Origin of the sequence: Bradyrhizobium daqingense, assembly GCF_021044685.1 — a bacterium.
Taxonomy (GTDB): Bacteria; Pseudomonadota; Alphaproteobacteria; order Rhizobiales; family Xanthobacteraceae; genus Bradyrhizobium; species Bradyrhizobium daqingense.
This window is the reverse complement of sequence record NZ_CP088014.1, coordinates 2,309,711-2,327,582: the sequence shown is the minus strand read 5'-3', so window position 1 is coordinate 2,327,582 and position 17,872 is coordinate 2,309,711. Positions and strand designations below refer to the sequence as shown.

The 17,872-nt window shown below is 64.8% G+C and carries 17 protein-coding genes and 1 tRNA gene; 13 read left to right on the top strand and 5 right to left on the bottom strand.

Annotation, left to right across the window (positions count from 1 at the left end; genetic code table 11):
* Nucleotides 1-81: 81 nt before the first annotated feature.
* The gene (locus LPJ38_RS11135; RefSeq protein WP_008544798.1) at nucleotides 82-606 is read right to left on the bottom strand and encodes a Dps family protein; all 525 of its coding nucleotides are present in this window, start codon (nucleotides 604-606) and stop codon (nucleotides 82-84) included.
* Nucleotides 607-710: 104 nt separating this feature from the next.
* Between LPJ38_RS11135 and LPJ38_RS11130 the strand changes: the two genes are divergently transcribed.
* Both LPJ38_RS11130 and LPJ38_RS11125 read left to right on the top strand, forming a co-directional pair.
* Complete coding sequence (locus tag LPJ38_RS11130) at nucleotides 711-1,412, top strand: class I SAM-dependent methyltransferase (RefSeq protein ID WP_145633177.1); 702 nt, start codon at nucleotides 711-713, stop codon at nucleotides 1,410-1,412.
* Between the two features lie 55 nt (nucleotides 1,413-1,467).
* Nucleotides 1,468-1,543, top strand: a tRNA-OTHER gene (locus LPJ38_RS11125).
* A gap of 106 nt (nucleotides 1,544-1,649) precedes the next feature.
* On the opposite strand, the gene LPJ38_RS11120 is transcribed toward LPJ38_RS11125, so the two are convergent.
* Nucleotides 1,650-2,027, bottom strand: a complete 378-nt coding sequence (locus LPJ38_RS11120; protein WP_145633180.1) for an ArsR/SmtB family transcription factor — start codon at nucleotides 2,025-2,027, stop codon at nucleotides 1,650-1,652.
* A gap of 113 nt (nucleotides 2,028-2,140) precedes the next feature.
* On the opposite strand from LPJ38_RS11120, the gene LPJ38_RS11115 reads away from it, so the two are divergent.
* The 3 genes from LPJ38_RS11115 (at nucleotide 2,141) to greA (ending at nucleotide 7,604) form a co-directional block, all read left to right on the top strand.
* The gene (locus LPJ38_RS11115; RefSeq protein WP_145633183.1) at nucleotides 2,141-3,310 is read left to right on the top strand and encodes an MFS transporter; all 1,170 of its coding nucleotides are present in this window, start codon (nucleotides 2,141-2,143) and stop codon (nucleotides 3,308-3,310) included.
* Nucleotides 3,311-3,453: 143 nt separating this feature from the next.
* Nucleotides 3,454-6,918 carry a carbamoyl-phosphate synthase large subunit gene (carB, locus tag LPJ38_RS11110; RefSeq protein ID WP_145633185.1) on the top strand — a complete coding sequence of 1,155 codons (3,465 nt, stop codon included), beginning with the start codon at nucleotides 3,454-3,456 and terminating at the stop codon, nucleotides 6,916-6,918.
* A gap of 212 nt (nucleotides 6,919-7,130) precedes the next feature.
* On the top strand, nucleotides 7,131-7,604 hold the full coding sequence (gene greA / locus LPJ38_RS11105) for a transcription elongation factor GreA (RefSeq protein ID WP_008544783.1): 474 nt from the start codon (nucleotides 7,131-7,133) through the stop codon (nucleotides 7,602-7,604).
* 356 nt (nucleotides 7,605-7,960) lie between these two features.
* On the opposite strand, the gene LPJ38_RS11100 is transcribed toward greA, so the two are convergent.
* Nucleotides 7,961-8,440 (bottom strand): Lrp/AsnC family transcriptional regulator, encoded by a 480-nt coding sequence (locus LPJ38_RS11100; RefSeq protein WP_008544781.1) that lies wholly within the window; start codon nucleotides 8,438-8,440, stop codon nucleotides 7,961-7,963.
* A gap of 266 nt (nucleotides 8,441-8,706) precedes the next feature.
* On the opposite strand from LPJ38_RS11100, the gene trxB reads away from it, so the two are divergent.
* The 5 genes from trxB (at nucleotide 8,707) to LPJ38_RS11075 (ending at nucleotide 12,570) form a co-directional block, all read left to right on the top strand.
* Nucleotides 8,707-9,672, top strand: coding sequence for a thioredoxin-disulfide reductase (gene trxB, locus LPJ38_RS11095; RefSeq protein WP_145633188.1), 966 nt, complete (start codon nucleotides 8,707-8,709; stop codon nucleotides 9,670-9,672).
* A 4-nt stretch (nucleotides 9,673-9,676) separates the two neighbouring features.
* Nucleotides 9,677-10,600 (top strand): LysR family transcriptional regulator, encoded by a 924-nt coding sequence (locus LPJ38_RS11090; RefSeq protein ID WP_026312114.1) that lies wholly within the window; start codon nucleotides 9,677-9,679, stop codon nucleotides 10,598-10,600.
* Nucleotides 10,601-11,048: 448 nt separating this feature from the next.
* Complete coding sequence (locus LPJ38_RS11085) at nucleotides 11,049-11,957, top strand: 4-hydroxy-tetrahydrodipicolinate synthase family protein (RefSeq protein ID WP_145633191.1); 909 nt, start codon at nucleotides 11,049-11,051, stop codon at nucleotides 11,955-11,957.
* A 189-nt stretch (nucleotides 11,958-12,146) separates the two neighbouring features.
* On the top strand, nucleotides 12,147-12,293 hold the full coding sequence (locus LPJ38_RS11080) for a hypothetical protein (RefSeq protein WP_167520456.1): 147 nt from the start codon (nucleotides 12,147-12,149) through the stop codon (nucleotides 12,291-12,293).
* Between the two features lie 130 nt (nucleotides 12,294-12,423).
* Nucleotides 12,424-12,570, top strand: coding sequence for a hypothetical protein (locus tag LPJ38_RS11075; RefSeq protein ID WP_156489447.1), 147 nt, complete (start codon nucleotides 12,424-12,426; stop codon nucleotides 12,568-12,570).
* Between the two features lie 78 nt (nucleotides 12,571-12,648).
* On the opposite strand, the gene LPJ38_RS11070 is transcribed toward LPJ38_RS11075, so the two are convergent.
* Nucleotides 12,649-13,326 carry a ParA family protein gene (locus LPJ38_RS11070; protein WP_145633314.1) on the bottom strand — a complete coding sequence of 226 codons (678 nt, stop codon included), beginning with the start codon at nucleotides 13,324-13,326 and terminating at the stop codon, nucleotides 12,649-12,651.
* A gap of 367 nt (nucleotides 13,327-13,693) precedes the next feature.
* Nucleotides 13,694-14,044 carry a hypothetical protein gene (locus LPJ38_RS11065; RefSeq protein ID WP_145633194.1) on the bottom strand — a complete coding sequence of 117 codons (351 nt, stop codon included), beginning with the start codon at nucleotides 14,042-14,044 and terminating at the stop codon, nucleotides 13,694-13,696.
* Nucleotides 14,045-14,550: 506 nt separating this feature from the next.
* Between LPJ38_RS11065 and LPJ38_RS11060 the strand changes: the two genes are divergently transcribed.
* The 3 genes from LPJ38_RS11060 (at nucleotide 14,551) to LPJ38_RS11050 (ending at nucleotide 17,807) form a co-directional block, all read left to right on the top strand.
* Nucleotides 14,551-15,717: a CaiB/BaiF CoA transferase family protein gene (locus LPJ38_RS11060; protein ID WP_145633197.1), complete on the top strand. Its 1,167-nt coding sequence runs from the start codon at nucleotides 14,551-14,553 to the stop codon at nucleotides 15,715-15,717.
* Nucleotides 15,718-15,719: 2 nt separating this feature from the next.
* A complete protein-coding gene (locus tag LPJ38_RS11055; RefSeq protein ID WP_145633200.1) occupies nucleotides 15,720-16,643 on the top strand; it encodes an HpcH/HpaI aldolase/citrate lyase family protein in 924 nt (307 codons plus the stop codon).
* A 225-nt stretch (nucleotides 16,644-16,868) separates the two neighbouring features.
* Complete coding sequence (locus LPJ38_RS11050; protein WP_145633202.1) at nucleotides 16,869-17,807, top strand: AEC family transporter; 939 nt, start codon at nucleotides 16,869-16,871, stop codon at nucleotides 17,805-17,807.
* Nucleotides 17,808-17,872 lie beyond the last annotated feature (65 nt).

Below are 17,872 nucleotides of genomic sequence, written 5' to 3'. Positions count from 1 at the left end.
CACCGAGCAATTTGAGCCGTACAGATAGATGGTGGGCAGCGCCCGAAGCGCGCGCCTTTGCCCACCCTACCGCACCGTGCCCTACGCCGCGTTGCTGCCTTCCTGCCGTGTCGCTTCGAACAGGAACCAGGTGCGGCGCTCGGTCTCGTCGATGAAGTTTTCCAGGATGCTGGCGCTGGCGACGTCGCCGGCCTCGTCACACACGTCGTGCGCTTTGCGCATCGCCGCGGCGACATGCTTGTTGTCCTGCATCAGCTCGCGCAGCATCTCGCGCGGCGGGACGTAGTCCTCGTTGTTGTCCTTGATGGTCTGAAGCTTGGCGACCTGGCCGATCGATTTCAGCGTGGTGCCGCCGATCTTGCGGACGCGCTCGGCGAGCTGGTCCGTGGTGGCGAAGATCTGGTCGGACTGCTCGTCGAGCAGCAGATGGTAGTCGCGGAAGTGACGGCCGCTGATGTGCCAGTGGAAATTCTTGGTCTTCAGATACAGCGCGAACGCGTCGGCCAGAAGCACGTTGAGCGCCTCCGAGACCTTCTTGACCCCATCGGGCGACAGATCGGTGGGGGTGTCGAGATCGGGCGAGACCTTGTTGTTGGTTTTGCTCACGGGGGACCTTCCTGTTAGACGCGGACATTGACGGCGCGCCGCCGCACCCCTAACGCAAGGCGGGCAGCCCGGTTCCTAGATAGGAACCGTTGGGTCGGGATACCATGGACGATTGGATCGATTATTACGACTCCACGCATACGATCTATGTCAGCAAGCTGCATCGCGGCTTGCACTTCCAGATCATCGCGCGGGACATCATCGGCTATATCCCCTCGCCCGAGGCAGTGGTGCTGGACTATGCCTGCGGCGAGGCGCTGTCGGCGGGCCAGGTGGCAGCCGCCTGCGGCAAGCTCATCCTGGCCGAGCCCGCCCCCGGGGTGCGCGGCCGCCTGATCGCGCGTTTCGCTCCGAACACGAAGATCCGCGTCCGCTCGCTCGACGACGTCCGCAAGATGCAGGACCAGTCGATCGATCTCGTCGTGATGAACTCGGTCGCGCAATACATGACGCCGGAGGAGCTGGATGGCGCCCTCCTCAACATCCGCCGTATCCTGAGGCCCTCCGGCAAGCTGGTGCTCGGCGATGTCCTGCAGCCGAATGTCGGCATGGTCAGGGACGTGATGGCGCTGCTCAGCTTCGGCCTGCGGCACGGCTTCCTGAAAGACGCGCTGGTCGGACTGATCAGCACCGCGCTGTCGGATTATCGCCAGCTGCGCACGCGGATCGGGCTCCAGCGCTACAGCGAGGAGGAAATCACCGCCAAGCTGACCGCGGCCGGGTTCGCGGTCCAGCGCGCTCACACCAATATCGGCCACAATCGCTGGCGTATGACTTTCATCGCACGACCACCTCTGGTTTATTAAGCATAAGTGCTAGCGGAGGTGGCCTCGCCCGTTCCCGATCGGTAATGATCGTCCCGGCCCGGTGGCGGAAGCGTCTACGCGAGGGCGGTGCAACGCTCTACATCCTGGTTCAAATCCAGGCCGGGTCTCCACGCTTCGCCCCTGCCACGCAAGGTCCACAGGGACGAAGCGTGTCCGGCGTAGCTTAAGCGAAGCGCAAGCGTAGACGGACTGGCCGCCAAGCAGCGCGCAACCGTCTCATTTTCGGTCAACGTCGATCAAGTCGCAGCCGGACACGAGCGGAAGCCGGTCGGCATCCTTGGCTGCGGAGCTGAGCACCGCATCGAGCAAGCCCGGGAAACGCGCCTCCATATCCTCTCGTCGCAGCCGCATGAAGCGATTGGTGCCGGCGATGCGCGTCTGCATCAAGCCGCATTCGCGCAGCTTGGCGAAGTGATAGGCGAGGTTGGACTTGCCGCTGAGCGCGCTGAAGTCGCTGCAGCGGAGTTCGCTGCTGACACGTTCCTGCTGGGCGAGCTGGTAGACGATCGCCAGACGGATCGGATCGCTCAGGCAATCCAGGACCATCGGCAGCTCGATCTGCTCGCGGGTGGGATGGTGCGGTGTGCGGCTCATGGTCCGGGAATCATAGCGACGCGATTGCAATGTTCAATAGTTCTTGAACCAATTGACAGCTAAATCATCTCGTTCGATAGTTCAACGAACCTTGAACATAGGGATCGTTTCCAATGAGCGTGTTCTGGCTGGCCCTGGCGGCCTTCGCGATCGGCACTGAAGGGTTTGTCATTGCAGGGCTTTTGCCGGCGATCGCCTCCGACTTGTCGATTTCCGTCCCGGCCGCGGGCCAATTGGTCACGGCCTACGCCCTCACCTATGCGGTGGGCTCGCCCATCCTCGCAGTCGTGCTGAACAATATCGATCGCCGCACCGTGCTGGCCTTGGCGCTATCGACCTTCATCGCCGGCAACCTCGCCGCGATGGTCGCATCCAACTACGCCCTGCTGCTGGCGTCGCGGATGCTGATGGCGCTGGGCTCGGGGCTGTGCATGCCGACGGCGCTTGCCGTGTCCGTGGCGGTCGCCGCGCCCGAACGGCGCGGCCGCGCGGTGGCGCTCGTCACCGCGGGCCTGACGGTTGCGACCGTGATCCGCGTTCCCTTCGGCAATCTCGTCGGCAGCCTGTTCGGCTGGCGTGCAACCTTCGCCATGGTCGCCCTGATCGGCGCTGTTGCGCTCGCCGGCCTGCTGCTCGGGCTGCCACGCGGCCTGCCGCGCAATACGGCCTCGCTCGCCGAGAGGCTGGCGGTGGCGCGCCATCGCAACGTTGTGGTCGCGCTGCTGATCACGATGTTGTGGGCCCTGGGCGGCTTCACGGTGTTTACCTATTTCGCAGTCCCGCTGCGCGGCCTCGGCTTCGACGCCTCGCAGATCAGCCTTGCTCTGCTGGTGTTTGGCGGCGCGGCGGCGATCGGGAACATGTTTGGCGGCGTCCTGGCCGACCGGCTCGGCACGCTCGCGACCGCGGGCCTCGGGCTCGCCGGCATGGCGGGCGCCCTGATCCTGTATTCGCTGGTCCTGAAGATGATGCCCGCACAGGCGCATTATGCGGTGCTCGGCACGATCTTCCTCTGGGGCGTCTCGGGCTGGGCGTTCTATCCGGCCCAGATCGCCAGCATCATCAGGATCGAGCCGCAGGCCTCGATGATTGCGCTCTCGCTCAACGCCTCGGCGATGTATCTCGGCTTTGCCTTGGGCGGCGCCTTGGGGGGTGCGGTGCTGGCCCCCCTGTCCCCCAACGACCTCGGCTGGATCGGCGGAACGAGCGTTGCCGCCGCGCTGCTGGTGCATCTCGCCCGGGGCTGGCAGGCCCGGCCAAAACCGGTCAAAATTGCCGGTTGATGGGCGTTTTTCGGGGTTTCGCCGCCCCGAAAACTGGTCTAAGACCCACCCGCGCGCGAGGGAGACCACCGCGCTCTCGGCCAAAGGGACGCGCAACAAGCGCGCCCTTTTTTTGTGCCAAAATTCCACTTCGGCGAGAGTTGATGCCCAAACGTACAGACATCACCACCATCCTGATCATCGGCGCCGGTCCCATCGTGATCGGCCAGGCCTGCGAGTTCGATTATTCGGGCACCCAGGCGGTGAAGACGCTGAAGGAAGAGGGCTATCGCATCGTCCTCGTCAATTCCAATCCGGCCACCATCATGACCGATCCGGAATTGGCGGATGCGACCTATATCGAGCCGATCACGCCCGAGATCGTCGCCAAGATCATCGAGAAGGAGCGCCACGTCATTCCCGGCGGCTTCGCCCTGCTGCCGACCATGGGCGGCCAGACCGCGCTGAACTGCGCGCTGTCGCTGCGCCGGCAGGGCACGCTGGAGAAGTTCGACGTCGAGATGATCGGTGCCACCGCCGACGCCATCGACAAGGCGGAAGACCGCCAGCTGTTTCGCGAGGCCATGACCAAGATCGGGCTCGAGACGCCGAGATCGCGGCTCGCCAACGCCTCCGAGCTGAAGAAATCTTTCCGCGACAAACATCAGGCCGAACGCGCGAAGCTGTCGGGCGCGGCTCTCGAAGAGCTCGACCGGCAGTGGACGCTGGGCGAGAGCGAGCGTCGGAAGCGCTACCAGGAATACGCATTCGGCCAGGCCATGATGGCGCTGTCCGAGATCGGCCTGCCCGCGATCATCCGCCCATCCTTCACCATGGGCGGCACCGGCGGCGGCATCGCCTACAACAAGGAAGAGTTCCTCGACATCATCGAGCGGGGTCTCGACGCGTCTCCGACCAACGAAGTGCTGATCGAGGAATCCGTGCTCGGCTGGAAAGAGTACGAGATGGAGGTGGTGCGCGACAAGAAGGACAATTGCATCATCGTCTGCTCGATCGAGAACCTCGATCCGATGGGAGTGCACACCGGCGATTCCATCACGGTCGCGCCGGCGCTGACGCTGACCGACAAGGAATACCAGATCATGCGCGACGCCTCGCTGGCGGTGCTGCGCGAGATCGGCGTCGAGACCGGCGGCTCCAACGTCCAGTTCGGCGTCAATCCCGAGGACGGCCGCATGGTCGTCATCGAGATGAACCCGCGCGTGTCGCGCTCCTCCGCGCTGGCCTCGAAGGCCACCGGCTTTCCGATCGCCAAGGTCGCCGCCAAGCTCGCGGTCGGCTACACGCTCGACGAGATCGCCAACGACATCACCGGCGGCGCGACGCCGGCTTCGTTCGAGCCGACCATCGACTACGTCGTCACCAAGGTGCCGCGCTTCGCCTTCGAGAAATTCCCGGGGGCATCGACCACGCTGACGACGTCGATGAAGTCGGTCGGCGAGGTCATGGCGATCGGCCGCACCTTCCAGGAAAGCCTGCAGAAGGCGCTGCGCGGGCTCGAGACCGGACTGACCGGCCTCGACGAGATCGAGATCGAGGGCCTCGGCCGCGACGACGACAAGAACGCGATCCGCGCCGCGCTCGGCACGCCGACGCCAAACCGGCTGCTCCAGGTCGCCCAGGCCATGCGGCTCGGCTGGTCGAACGAGGACATCTTCAATTCCTGCAAGATCGACCCGTGGTTCCTCGGCGAGATGCGCGGCATCGTCGATATGGAGGAGAAGGTCAGGAAGAACGGCCTGCCCGGCAATGCCTTCGGCATGCGCACGCTCAAGGCCATGGGCTTCTCCGACGCACGGCTGGCGGTGCTCGCCGAGACGACGGAAGCCGAGGTGACGGCGAAGCGCCACGCGCTCGGCGTCCGTCCCGTCTACAAGCGCATCGACACCTGCGCCGCCGAATTCGCCTCTCCCACCGCCTACATGTATTCGACCTATGAGGCGCCGTTTGCGGGCGCGCCTGCGGACGAAAGCACCCCGTCCGACAAGAAGAAGGTCATCATTCTCGGCGGCGGTCCCAACCGCATCGGCCAGGGCATCGAGTTCGACTATTGCTGCTGTCACGCCTGCTTTGCGCTGCATGACGCCGGCTACGAATCCATCATGGTCAACTGCAACCCGGAGACGGTGTCGACCGACTACGATACTGCCGACCGGCTCTATTTCGAGCCGCTCACCGCCGAGGACGTGCTGGAGATCATCGACAAGGAGCGGAGCAGGGGCACCCTGCACGGCGTGATCGTGCAGTTCGGCGGCCAGACCCCGCTAAAGCTGGCGCGCGCGCTGGAGGCCGCCGAAGTGCCGATCCTCGGCACTTCGCCCGACGCCATCGACTTGGCCGAGGACCGCGACCGCTTCAAGCGCGTGCTGGACAAGCTGCGGCTGAAGCAGCCCAAGAACGGCATTGCCTATTCGGTCGAGCAGGCGCGGCTCGTCTCCGCCGATCTCGGCTTGCCGCTGGTGGTGCGCCCGTCCTACGTGCTCGGCGGCCGCGCGATGCAGATCATCCGCGAGGAGAACCAGCTCAACGACTATCTACTCGGCACCCTGCCGGAGCTGGTGCCGGCCGACGTCAAGGCGCGCTATCCGAACGACAAGACCGGCCAGATCAACACCGTGCTCGGCAAGAACCCGCTGTTGTTCGACCGCTATCTGTCGGACGCCACGGAAGTCGACGTCGACTGCCTCAGCGACGGCAAGGACACCTTCATCGTCGGCATCATGGAGCACATCGAGGAAGCCGGCATCCATTCCGGCGACAGCGCCTGCTCGCTGCCGCCGCACTCGCTCGATGCGAAGATGATTGCGGAGCTGGAGCGGCAGACCCGCGAGCTCGCGCTCGGCCTCGACGTCGTCGGATTGATGAACGTGCAATACGCCATCAAGGACGGCGAGATCTACGTGCTCGAGGTCAATCCGCGCGCCTCGCGCACGGTGCCGTTCGTCGCCAAGGTGATCGGCACGCCGGTCGCGAAGATCGCGGCGCGCATCATGGCCGGCGAGAAGCTTGCCGACTTCAAATTGAAGAAGGCCGAGCTCAAGCATGTCGGCGTGAAGGAGTCCGTCTTCCCGTTCGCGCGCTTTCCCGGCGTCGACACCGTGCTCGGCCCCGAGATGCGCTCGACCGGCGAGGTCATGGGCATCGACGGCTCGTTTGCAGTGGCGTTCGCCAAGAGCCAGCTCGGCGGCGGCACGCGGGTGCCGCGCAAGGGCACGGTGTTCGTCTCGGTGCGCGAAAGCGACAAGACGCGTATCGCCGAGGCGGTCCGCGAATTGCATGCGCTCGGCTTCAAGGTGCTGGCGACCTCGGGCACGGCGCGCTTCCTGACCGACCAGGGCATTCCGACCGAGAAGGTGAACAAGGTGCTGGAGGGGCGGCCGCACATCGTCGACGCCATCACCAATGGCGACGTCCAGCTCGTCTTCAACACCACCGAAGGCCCGCAGGCGCTCGCCGACAGCCGTTCGCTGCGGCGCGCGGCCCTCTTGCATAAAGTGCCGTATTACACCACTCTTTCCGGGGCCGTGGCGGCCGCGCAGGGCATCCGCGCCTATTTGGGCGGGGACCTTGAGGTTCGTACCCTGCAGAGCTACTTTTCGGAAACCTGATCGCTAGCGGCAGCGAAGCTTCCGCTAAGTGGTTGGCAATGAAGCCACAATGGCCAGAGGAACTGTCCGGCCATGTGAGTGTTCTGTTCCGGCGCTAAGCCCATATCTGTCAACGTCCGGCGGCCCATGTGTCGAGCCCCGGAAAGACCGACGAATCAAGGTTGGGCGCTCCTTCGTGTTCTGGAGCGCACGATCGAAGGACGAGAGAGAAGATGGAAAAGGTTCCGATGACCCAGGCCGGCTTTGTCGCGCTCGGGGAAGAATTGAAGAAGCGCCAGTCGGAGGATCGTCCGCGCATCATCGAGCATATTGCGGAGGCGCGCTCGCACGGAGACCTGTCGGAGAACGCGGAATATCATGCCGCGAAGGAAGAGCAGTCCCACAATGAAGGCCGCATCGCCGAGCTCGAGGACAAGCTCGCGCGCGCCGACATCATCGACATCTCGAAGCTCTCCGGCGACACCATCAAATTCGGCGCCACCGTGACGCTGGTCGACGAAGACACCGAGAAGAAGACGGTGTGGCAGATCGTCGGCGAGGTCGAGGCCGACGCCAAGAAGGGCCGCATCTCGATCACTTCGCCGCTCGCCCGCGCGCTGATCGGCAAGAAGAAAGGCGCCACGGTCGAGGTCAATACGCCGGGCGGCGCCAAGGCCTATGAGATCACCAAGGTGGAGTGGCGGTAAGGATTTGCCGCTTGCGCTGAGATGCAAAAGGCCGCGCGCTGCGCGGCCTTTTCATTTTGGCGTGCCCGCGAAGGGTCTGGTGAACCCATGCTCTCGCCACGCGTCATTGCGAGCGCAGCGAAGCAATCCAGAATCCCTCCGCGGAGACAATCTGGATTGCTTCGTCGCAAGGGCTCCTCGCAATGACGGTGTTGATGCAGGCGCCCTCACTCTCGTGTCCCGGACGCGCTGCAACGCGCAGCGTTGCTGCGCAGAGCCGGGACCCAGGAGCAACGCGGCGAACGGTTAGAGATGGGCCCCGGCTCAGCAGCGCATCACTTCGTGCTGCGCTGCGTCCGGGGCACGAGAGCGGAGACCTACCTCCGTCCCTTCACCTCGAGCGGCACGGCCGCCTCGTATTTGGAATTGTGCAGCACCAGCGAGGTGCGCACGTTGCGGACGTGGGGCGCGGCGGTGAGGTGGGTGACGAAATCTTGGAAGGTCGCCATGTCGGGGGCGACGCATTTCAGGATGAAATCGACCTCGCCCGACAGCATCCAGCATTCCCGCACCAGCGGCTCGGCGCGGACGAAGGCCTCGAAGGCGCGCAAATCCGCCTCGGCCTGGCTGGACAAATGCACCGCAGCGAACACGGTGACGTCGAAGCCGAGCTTGCGGGCGTCGAGGAGACCCCGATAGCCGTGGATGTAGCCTTCCTCCTCCAGCGCCCGGACGCGGCGCAGGCAGGGGGGCGGAGAAATGCCGACGCGCTTGGCCAGTTCGACATTCGTGATTCGACCGTCGGCCTGAATCTCGGTGAGAATCTTCAGGTCGATCTCGTCTAGGTTCCGCGACACGTGATTGGAACTCCTGGCCTTTGCGGCGGTATTGCGTGGCTTATCGCAATCCTCATACCGACTCCGGGCGCCAGGCGCAATTTTATTGCGTGTGCAGCGCAATCGACTTTTGTTCCTTGTTGGAAAAATCCGCCGATAGGGAATGCAATTCTTGCATAGCTCACCAGAAGGCTTAGATTAGCTCTGATATTTCAGCGCCTCCGCGAGGCCTCCCGGCACGTTCCGCGTCCGCGCTGCAAAATCCCCCGTGAAAGGCGTCCATCGAAATGTCCGCTCCTGTTCATGCAAAGGTCGTTATCATTGGCTCCGGCCCCGCCGGCTACACGGCGGCGATCTACGCCGCGCGCGCGATGCTCGAGCCGATCCTGATCCAGGGCATCCAGCCGGGCGGCCAGCTCACCATCACCACCGACGTCGAGAACTATCCGGGCTTCGCCGACGTGATCCAGGGCCCCTGGCTGATGGAGCAGATGGAGAAGCAGGCGGTCCATGTCGGCACCAGGATTGTCACCGACCTGGTCACCAGGCTGGACACGTCGCAGCGGCCGTTCCGCCTCACCTGCGACTCCGGCGACGTCTACCTCGCCGACGTCGTCATCCTCGCCACAGGCGCGCAGGCGCGCTGGCTCGGGCTGCCGTCCGAAATGAAATTCCAGGGCGGCGGCGTCTCGGCCTGCGCCACCTGCGACGGCTTCTTCTATCGCAACAAGGAAGTCGTGGTGGTCGGCGGCGGCAATACCGCGGTCGAGGAAGCGCTGTACCTCACCAACCACGCCTCGCAGGTCACCATCGTGCATCGCCGCGATCACTTCCGCGCCGAGCGCATCCTGCAGGAGCGCCTGTTCAAACATCCGAAGATCAAGGTGATCTGGGACTCCGCCATCGACGAGATCTGCGGCACCGAGAACCCGAACAAGGTCACCCATGTCCGCCTCAAGAACGTCAAGACCGGCGCGCTGAGGGACGTGAAGACCGACGGCGTCTTCATCGCCATCGGCCACGCCCCGGCGACCGAGCTCGTCAAGGACACGGTCAAGCTCAAACCGTCGGGTTATGTCGAGGTCGCCCCGAACTCGACCGCGACCTCGGTGCCCGGCCTGTTCGCGGCCGGCGACGTCGCCGACGAAACCTATCGCCAGGCCGTGACGGCCGCCGGCCTCGGCTGCATGGCCGCACTCGAAGCCGAACGTTTCTTGGCCCTTCGCGCCAGCGAGCGCGCGGCAGCGGAATAGAATCATGCCCCGAACACGCGACGGATTTACGGATATGGACTGGGACAAGCTGAAGGTGTTTCACGCAGCGGCGGAAGCGGGCAGCTTCACGCATGCCGGCGAGCAGCTCGGCCTGTCGCAATCGGCGGTGTCGCGCCAGGTCTCGGCGCTGGAGCAGGAGCTCTCGGTCTCCTTGTTCCACCGCCACGCCCGCGGCCTGATCCTGACCGAGCAGGGCGACCTGCTCTTCCGCACCGCGCATGACGTGTTCATGCAGCTGCAGGCGGCGCGCGCCAAGCTCACCGACAGCCGCGAGCGGCCGAGCGGCGACCTCAAGATCACCACGACGCCCGGCGTCGGCATCAACTGGCTGATCCCCCGGCTCGGCGAGTTCACCGCGCTCTATCCCGAGATCCGGATCTCACTGATCGTCACCGACGAGGAGCTGGATCTGTCAATGCGCGAGGCCGACGTCGCGATCCGCACGCGCAAGCCGACGCAGCCGGATCTGATCCAGCGCAAACTGTTCGCGATGGGCTTCCACGCCTATTGCTCGCCGGAATACATCAAGCGCTTCGGCACGCCGCGCACGCTGGAGGAGCTCGACTCCCACCGCATCATCACGCTGTCCGACGGCAACTTCGCGCCGCATCTTCAGAACCGCAACTGGCTGGTGGAAGCCGCGCGCAACGGCTCGGGTCCACGCGAGGCTTATTTCAAGGTGAACAATATCCTCGGCCTCGTGCGCGCCTGCCAGCAGGGTCTCGGCATCGCCGCGCTGCCCGACTATCTCGTCGAGGAACAGAGCAAGCTGGTGCAGCTGTTCGGCGAGTCGGACTCGATCCAGCTCGACACCTACTTCGTCTATCCCGAGGAGCTGAAGACGGTCGCGCGCGTGCAAGTGTTCCGCGACTTCGTGGTGAGCAAAGCGCAGCGCTGGCCGTCCTGATTTCCGCATGACTGACATGCGGCCTCGGCTGTTGCTGCAAGGCGCTCGTCAAGCCCATACTGTTTGCACGCTGAGCCTTCGCGTTGCGCATTTGTCCCCCTCCTCCAGTGGCGCGGGAGTTCAGTAATCCCTCTTGGAAGGTGATTGTGTCGGCCTCACGTGGCCATACCTAAGCCGGGCCCTTTGGGTCCGGCTTTTTTTCTGCCGATTCAAGCCTTTCGCCCTGCGCGTGTATTGACAGTTCCATGTCTACCCCGCATCATTTGCAAATGATCACGAAGTCGTGCGCACGCGTTTCGAAAAAAGGTCCCCATCCGGGGACCTCGGAATGTTGCGCGCGCTAGACCGGCTTCGTCATCGCTGCAAATCCCGAAAACCCCGCCGCCTGGACGGGGTTTTTTCATGCGCCCTCCGTCTCAGGTGTTTTTCCCGAGAAGGAGATGGAAACATGACCGGACTACGCGACCAATTGCACGGGCTGTGGCTGCCGCTGGTGACGCCGTTTCGCGACGGCCGTCTCGACGAGATCTCGCTGCGGCGGCTGACGCGGCATTATTGCGGACAGGCCGTCGACGGCTTCATCCTGGGGGCAACCTCCGGTGAAGGCATGACGCTGCGCGAGGCCGAGCTCGAACGCCTCGTCGCCATCGTCCGCGACGAGATGGCGGCAGGCCGCAGGACGCTGCCGATCTGCCTCGGGCTCTCCGGCGCCGACACCTCGCGGCTGCTGGATCGCCTCGACGAGACCGCGGACTGGCCGATCGACGGCTATCTGATCGCGAGCCCCTATTATTTGCGGCCCTCGCAGCGCGGCCTGCTCGCGCATTTCGAGGCGCTGGCCGATCACGCGGCCTGGCCGATTGCGCTCTACAACATTCCCTATCGCACCTCGGTGAACATCGCCAACCAGACGCTGCTGCGTTTGGCCGAGCACAGGAATATCGTCGGCCTGAAGGATTGCGGCGCGAGCCGCGAGCAATCGATCGCGCTGCTGCGGGACAGGCCGAAGGATTTTCGCGTGCTCACCGGCGAGGACGCGAACTATTTCGAGGCGCTCACCGACGGCGCCGACGGCGGCATCGTGCTGTCGGCCCATGTCGAGACCGCGACGTTCGCGGCCGTCCATGCCGAACTCGAGCGCGGCAACCGCGATGCGGCGCAGGCGCGCTGGCAGGAGGTCGCCGAGCTGACGCGGCTGCTGTTCACTGAACCCAGCCCCGCCCCGGCAAAGTATTGGCTGTGGCGCTGCGGCCTGGTCGACAGTCCCGAAGTGCGCCTGCCGATGGTGGAGGTGAGCAGCGAGCTCGCGGCCACCATCGATCGCGAGATCGAGCGGCGGATGCAGGTCGCGGCGTAATCTCTCCATTCGTCATTCCGGGACGCGCGGAGCGCGAGCCCGGAATGACGGCGGAGGGCGCGACGCAGCTCGCCACACGGTTAACCGCACGCGAACGCCCTTCGCTGCTGCCGCATGACGCATCCACGTCTCGTTTACGCAGTGGGGCCTATCGTTCTCGCAAAGGACCTTTCAAAGGGGGAATGGATCATGGGACATCGTACCCGGCCGACGGCCGCGAAAGAGTTCGCGCCGGCTGATCTGTTGCAGGGAATTCTGGTGGTGTCGTCGTTCGGGTTCTGGGCGGTGATGCTCGGCCTGATGCCGGTGCTGCTGTTCCGGGTCTGGCTCGCCTGACCCTTTTCGAAGAGCGGATGGTTAATCCGAGGTAGCGGCCGCGCTCAAATGCGCGGGCAGGCGCGAGCCGGATTTTTAAATCATCGCTGCTATCACTAGCGCCATAAGCGAAGAACTCGCGGGGGCGTTTGTGAATAATCATAACGAGATGGCGTCGCATTACGACGCCGGACAGCAGAGCTTTACCACCGAAGACATTCTCTGGGCCGTCGGCATCTGGTCGGTGATCCTCACGCTATCACCGGTCATCGTGTTCTACATGCTGATGGTGGCCTGACCGCTTCAGCACATCCCGAAAACGCAAAACGCGCGGCTCGTCCGCGCGTTCGTCGTCCGGGGGAAATGAACAATGAAACTAGGCAGCCTGCTTGTGCATTGCGCCGGATGCCGACGCCGTGCCGCGAATGGCCTTCACTGAACGCTCGATCGCCGCCCACAGCCTTGCGATTTCCTGAGCCGCACGGCTCTCGGCCTGGTACTCGCGCGCGCCTTCGCCGTGGCTGAGCGCCATCAACAAATCGGAGCGGTTGGTGATCTGGCCGCCCCACACCGGGGCGCGGAATTTTGCGAGCGCTTCGCGGGCGATGGTGACGATCGGGCTTTCAGCCTCGTCGCGTTTGGCCGGCGCACCGTTGAGCACGACCGCATAGGGCTTGCGCGCGGCGCGGCACATCTGGATGGTTTCCTGCACCGCGTTGACGTCGAACACGCCCGGACGCGCCGGGATGATCACCATCGTCGCGTTCTTGATCGCGTCGTCGACGACGGCCGACAGGTTCGGCGGCGTGTCGATCAACACCCATTCATAACCGTCGCGCCTGGCTGCGGAGACGATGCCGCTGACCGAGTTCACGGCCGCCTTGATCGGCGGTTCGTTGGTGCCGCGCAGCTTGTGCCACAGCGTGAGCGAGCCCTGCGGATCTGCATCCACGAGCATGACCTGCTTGCTCGCCTTGATCTGTGCGGCAAGATGCGCAGCGAGGGTACTTTTGCCCGAGCCGCCTTTACGCGATGCAAAAACAATGACGTTCATACCTTCGGCCTCCAGATTGACCCCGTGGCGCGAAAATGAATCAGCGCGCTGATTCGTGAAAGAAAAATTTATCGGCAGTTGTCTTGCCGCCACGAAATAACAGGGGGTGTTGGCTTTTGAGTCACACTGTTGCGTGGGACGGCGCGGCTTGCGCAGGTTTGTGTGCGCTTTTTGAGCAGCGGCGGGACAAAGTGGAATGCAACCTCGCCGGGCAAACCGCTTTGCGGCTCTTTTCCATCCCGCCCGTTCGTAATTGTCACAGGCGTGCGCGGACCGGCGCGAACAAAACGAGTCCGGCGTCACACTGCGTCACTCCGCGCGGATGCAAAGCAGACGCCCGGTTTCAAGAAGGGAACGTGGCTCGCGCTCAGCTTGCCTCGGATTTCTTCTTCTTGGTCGCCTTCGCCGCCGGCTTGGTGCTCTTCCTGGCATGGGGCGTGATGTGGGTCGGCTTGCCGGCGCGCGCCTGGCCCGGCTCAGGTCCGCGGCGGAAGAACACCGCACATTGCGGCGAGAGCTGGGACTTCTTCTTGATCATGCAGGCGGTGATGGCATCGACGTTCGGAACGAACTCGCCGCACAGCCGCATCGCATCGGGCGTGCAGGCCTGCTGCTCTTCCTGCGTATAAGCGAAGCCGGCGCCCGGCTGGATCAGGATGCCAAGGGCGATCCCGAGGGTTGCAGCGGCCAAGGATGTCTTCAAGCGAAACGCCGGCATCGATTCCCCCAAATTTCGAACAGGAGGGAATGATGGGTGAACGGGCGTTCGTTGGCAACCGAGGGAGAATGCGAAAGCTCGCACCTGTGCGCTCTCGGCAACAGGGTGGGTGAATGCCTGCTCGCGGTGCCCACGTCATCCAGAATGCGCACGGGAATTGTCCGCGACGTCATGGCCGGGCTTGTCCCGGTCATCCACGTCTTCCCACGCCGCACCAAGAACGTGGATGCCCGGGACAAGCCCGGGCATGACGCCCACGGCTGTCGCTAGGCAAGACTGGCGCGCACCCGCGCCGAATTTTCCGTCCCTCCAAACCAAACCGCGAAAACAACCCCATGCACAGTAGGCAACCCACTGAAAACACTCAGCCTCCAAATCTTAGGATTTTTCGAAGTCAGATTTGACCGTCGGGCAAAACAATGGCATGATGGCAGCCTCAAAAGACGCGTGGGTGGTCGGACTGTCTCCTGCGCTCGACAGAAGCGAACGGGAGCGGAGGCGATCACATGCAGAGGAATGAGGCGGAGCTGCCGCTTTCGGGCGTGACCGTGGTCTCGCTCGAGCAGGCGATCGCGGCGCCGCTGGCCAGCCGGCATCTAGCTGATTGGGGCGCGCGGGTGATCAAGATCGAGCGGCCCGGCACCGGGGATTTCTGCCGCGACTACGATCATGTGATGAACGGCATGTCGAGCCAGTTCGTCTGGACCAATCGCTCCAAGGAGAGCCTCGCCATCGACATCAAAAGCCCCGAGGGGCGCACGGTGCTCGACGCGCTGCTGCCGCAGGCGGACGTCTTCATCCAGAATCTGGCGCCCGGCGCGGCGAAGCGGCTCGGCCTCGATGCCGCGTCGCTGCTGCAAAAATTCCCGCGCATCATCGCCTGCGACGTCTCGGGCTATGGCAGCGGCGGCCCCTACAGTGACAAGAAGGCCTATGATTTGCTGGTGCAGTGCGAAGCCGGCGTGCTCGCCGTCAACGGCACCGAGGCGGAGCCCGCCAAGGTCGGGCTATCAGTGGTCGATATCGCCACCGGCATGTACATCCTCAACGGCGTGCTGATGGCGCTGTATCGGCGCGAACGGACCGGCAAGGGCACCGCGTTCCAGGCCTCGCTGTTCGATTCCATCACGGACTGGATGAGCTATCCCGCCTTCTACACTGAGAGCACCGGCCGGCCGCTGCCGCGCACCGGGGCCAGGCACGCGACCATCGCGCCTTACGGCCCGTTCCGCGTCGGCGACGGCAGCACGATCTTCTTCGGCATCCAGAACGACCGGGAATGGCGTTCGCTGTGCCGCATCGTGCTCGGCGATGCCGGCTTCGCCGACCATCCGAGCTTCCGCACCAATCCGCTGCGCATGCAGAACCGGACCGATCTGGAGGCGCATATCGAGCAGCGCTTTGCCACGATGACCGGCGATGAGGTGCTGCGGCTGCTCGACGAGGCCTCGATTGCCAACGCGCATCTGAACTCGGTCGAGGCTTTCCTGAAGCACGAGCAGCTGCATGCGCGCGGGCGCGTGCAGAGCGTGGGATCGCCGTGCGGGCCGGTGACGAGCTTCCTGCCGGCGCTGACCATTCCCGGCGTGACGCCGCGGATGGACTCGGTGCCCGGTGTCGGCGAGCACAACGAGGCCATCCTCCGCGAGCTCGGCCTTGGCGGGGAGAACTGACGATGGCCTCCCTGCGGCCGAGCCGGGCCTATCTGGCTGTTCCCGCTCACCGCGCCCGCCTCGTTGCCAAGGCGGCGGCTTCACAGGCGGATGCGGTGTTCATGGATCTCGAAGACGCCGTGCCGCCCGGCGAGAAGGGCGTTGCGCTGGAGGAAGCGGCGCGGTCGCTCTCCTCGCTCGACTGGGGCGACAAGCGCGTCGCGGTCAGGCTCAATGCCGTCGACAGCCCGTTCATCGCGGACGAGATCCGCACACTGGCGGCCCTGCCGCGGCTGGATGCGGTGATCGTGCCGAAGGCGGAGCGCGCCGGCGACATCGTTGCCATCGCCGATCGCTTTCGCGCCGCCGCGCCGGATCGCGCTGCGCCGGTTGCGCTCGACCTGCTGATCGAGACCGCGCTCGGCCTCGTCAATGTCGATGCGCTCGCCGCCGCGCACGCGAGCGTCGCCGCGCTGCATCTCGGCGTCGGCGACCTCGCGGCCTCGCTCGGCGCCCGCACCTCCGACATCGGCATCTCGCCGGACGGCTATCGCCATGTCGGCTCCGCGCAGAGCGGCTACGCCTCCGCGCCGCTCGACCTGTTCGCCTATCCCATGATGCGCGTTCTGGTGGCCGCGCGCGCCTTCGGCCTGCGCGCCATCGACGGACCCTGCGGCGCGTTCCGGGATGCCAGGCTGACTGAGGCCAGCGCGCAAAAGGCCGCCGCGATGGGTTTTGACGGCAAGCAGGTGATCCACCCTGATCAGATCGAGCCGACGCTGCGCGCGTTCACGCCGTCCGACGAGGAGCTGGCGCAGGCGCGGCGCGTCGTCGAGGCCATGGAGAGCGCGGAGGCGCAAGGCCAGGGCGCGGTGACGCTCGACGGCAAGATGATCGACTATGCCAATGTGCGGATGGCGCGCCGGATCATCGAGCTGGGCTCTTAGCCAGGGCAATCGCAGCAGAGAGCTATTCCTGCGGCCATCCTTCGAGACGCCCGCTTTAGCGGGCTCCTCAGGATGAGGACGGAGTGCGTGGTTGCAGTTTATAAAGGCACCAAGGCTGATTAGCCTCATCCTGAGGAGGCGCGTCAGCGCCGTCTCGAAGGACGAGGCGTGCGCACCGGCCGCCGCACCAAGTCATATGCGATAACCCTGGAGTTTCGAGCGCGCATGGCCACCTTGCTGATCGTCGCGCCGGTGTTCGCGCTGATCGCGGCCGGCTATGCCTCGGTGCTGTTTCGCTTCGTCTCGGAGGGCGCGCACAAGGGCATCAGCGAATTCGCCTTCAGCATCGCGATCCCCGCGCTGTTGTTCCGCACCATCGTCGTCTCGGAATTCCCGGATGTCAGCCCCTACAGGATGTGGGGCGCCTATTACGGCGCGCTGGCGCTGACCTGGCTCGCGGCGATGGCGGTCTCGGCGCTGCTGCGCCGCCAGCGCGCCAGCGGCGAGGACGGCGTCGTGTTCGCGATCGGGTCGGTCTACGGCAACATCGTGATGCTTGGCATCCCGCTCGTGCTCTCCGCGCTCGGCAACGAGGCGGCGGGGCCGATGGCGCTGATCCTGTCGGTGAACACGCCGCTGCTCTGGCTGTGCGGCACGCTGCAGATGGAGTTCGTCAGCCGCAAGCACGAGGGATCGATGCTATCGATCATCTGGCCCGTGATCGCCGACCTCGCGCGCAACCCGTTGATGCTGGCGATCGGCTTCGGCGTGGTCTGGCGCCTTGCCGGACTCGGCCTCACCCCGGTCGTCGACCGCACCATCGAGCTGCTGGCGCAGGCGGGCTCGCCGACGGCGCTGATCGCGCTCGGCATCAATTTGTTTCGCTTCGAGGTGAAGGGCGAGAAGCTGAGCATTTTGGTGATGTGCGCGCTCAAGCTCGCGGCCATGCCGACAGCCGCCTTCGTGCTGGCAAGACTGCTCGACCTGCCACCAATCGCCGCCGGTGTCATCGTGCTGTTCGCGGCCATGCCCACCGGCGCGAATGCGTACATCTTCGCGGTGCAGTATCAGCGACTGGTCAACCCGGTCTCAGGCGCGGTGGCGCTGGGCACGCTGCTGGCGGCGCTGACGTTGCCGGTGGTGGTGTGGGCGGTGACGCTCTAAGGCGTCCGCGGCTTTGCGGGCAACGCCGCACGGCCTCCCCGCGCCGAATTGCCAATCAGCGCAGA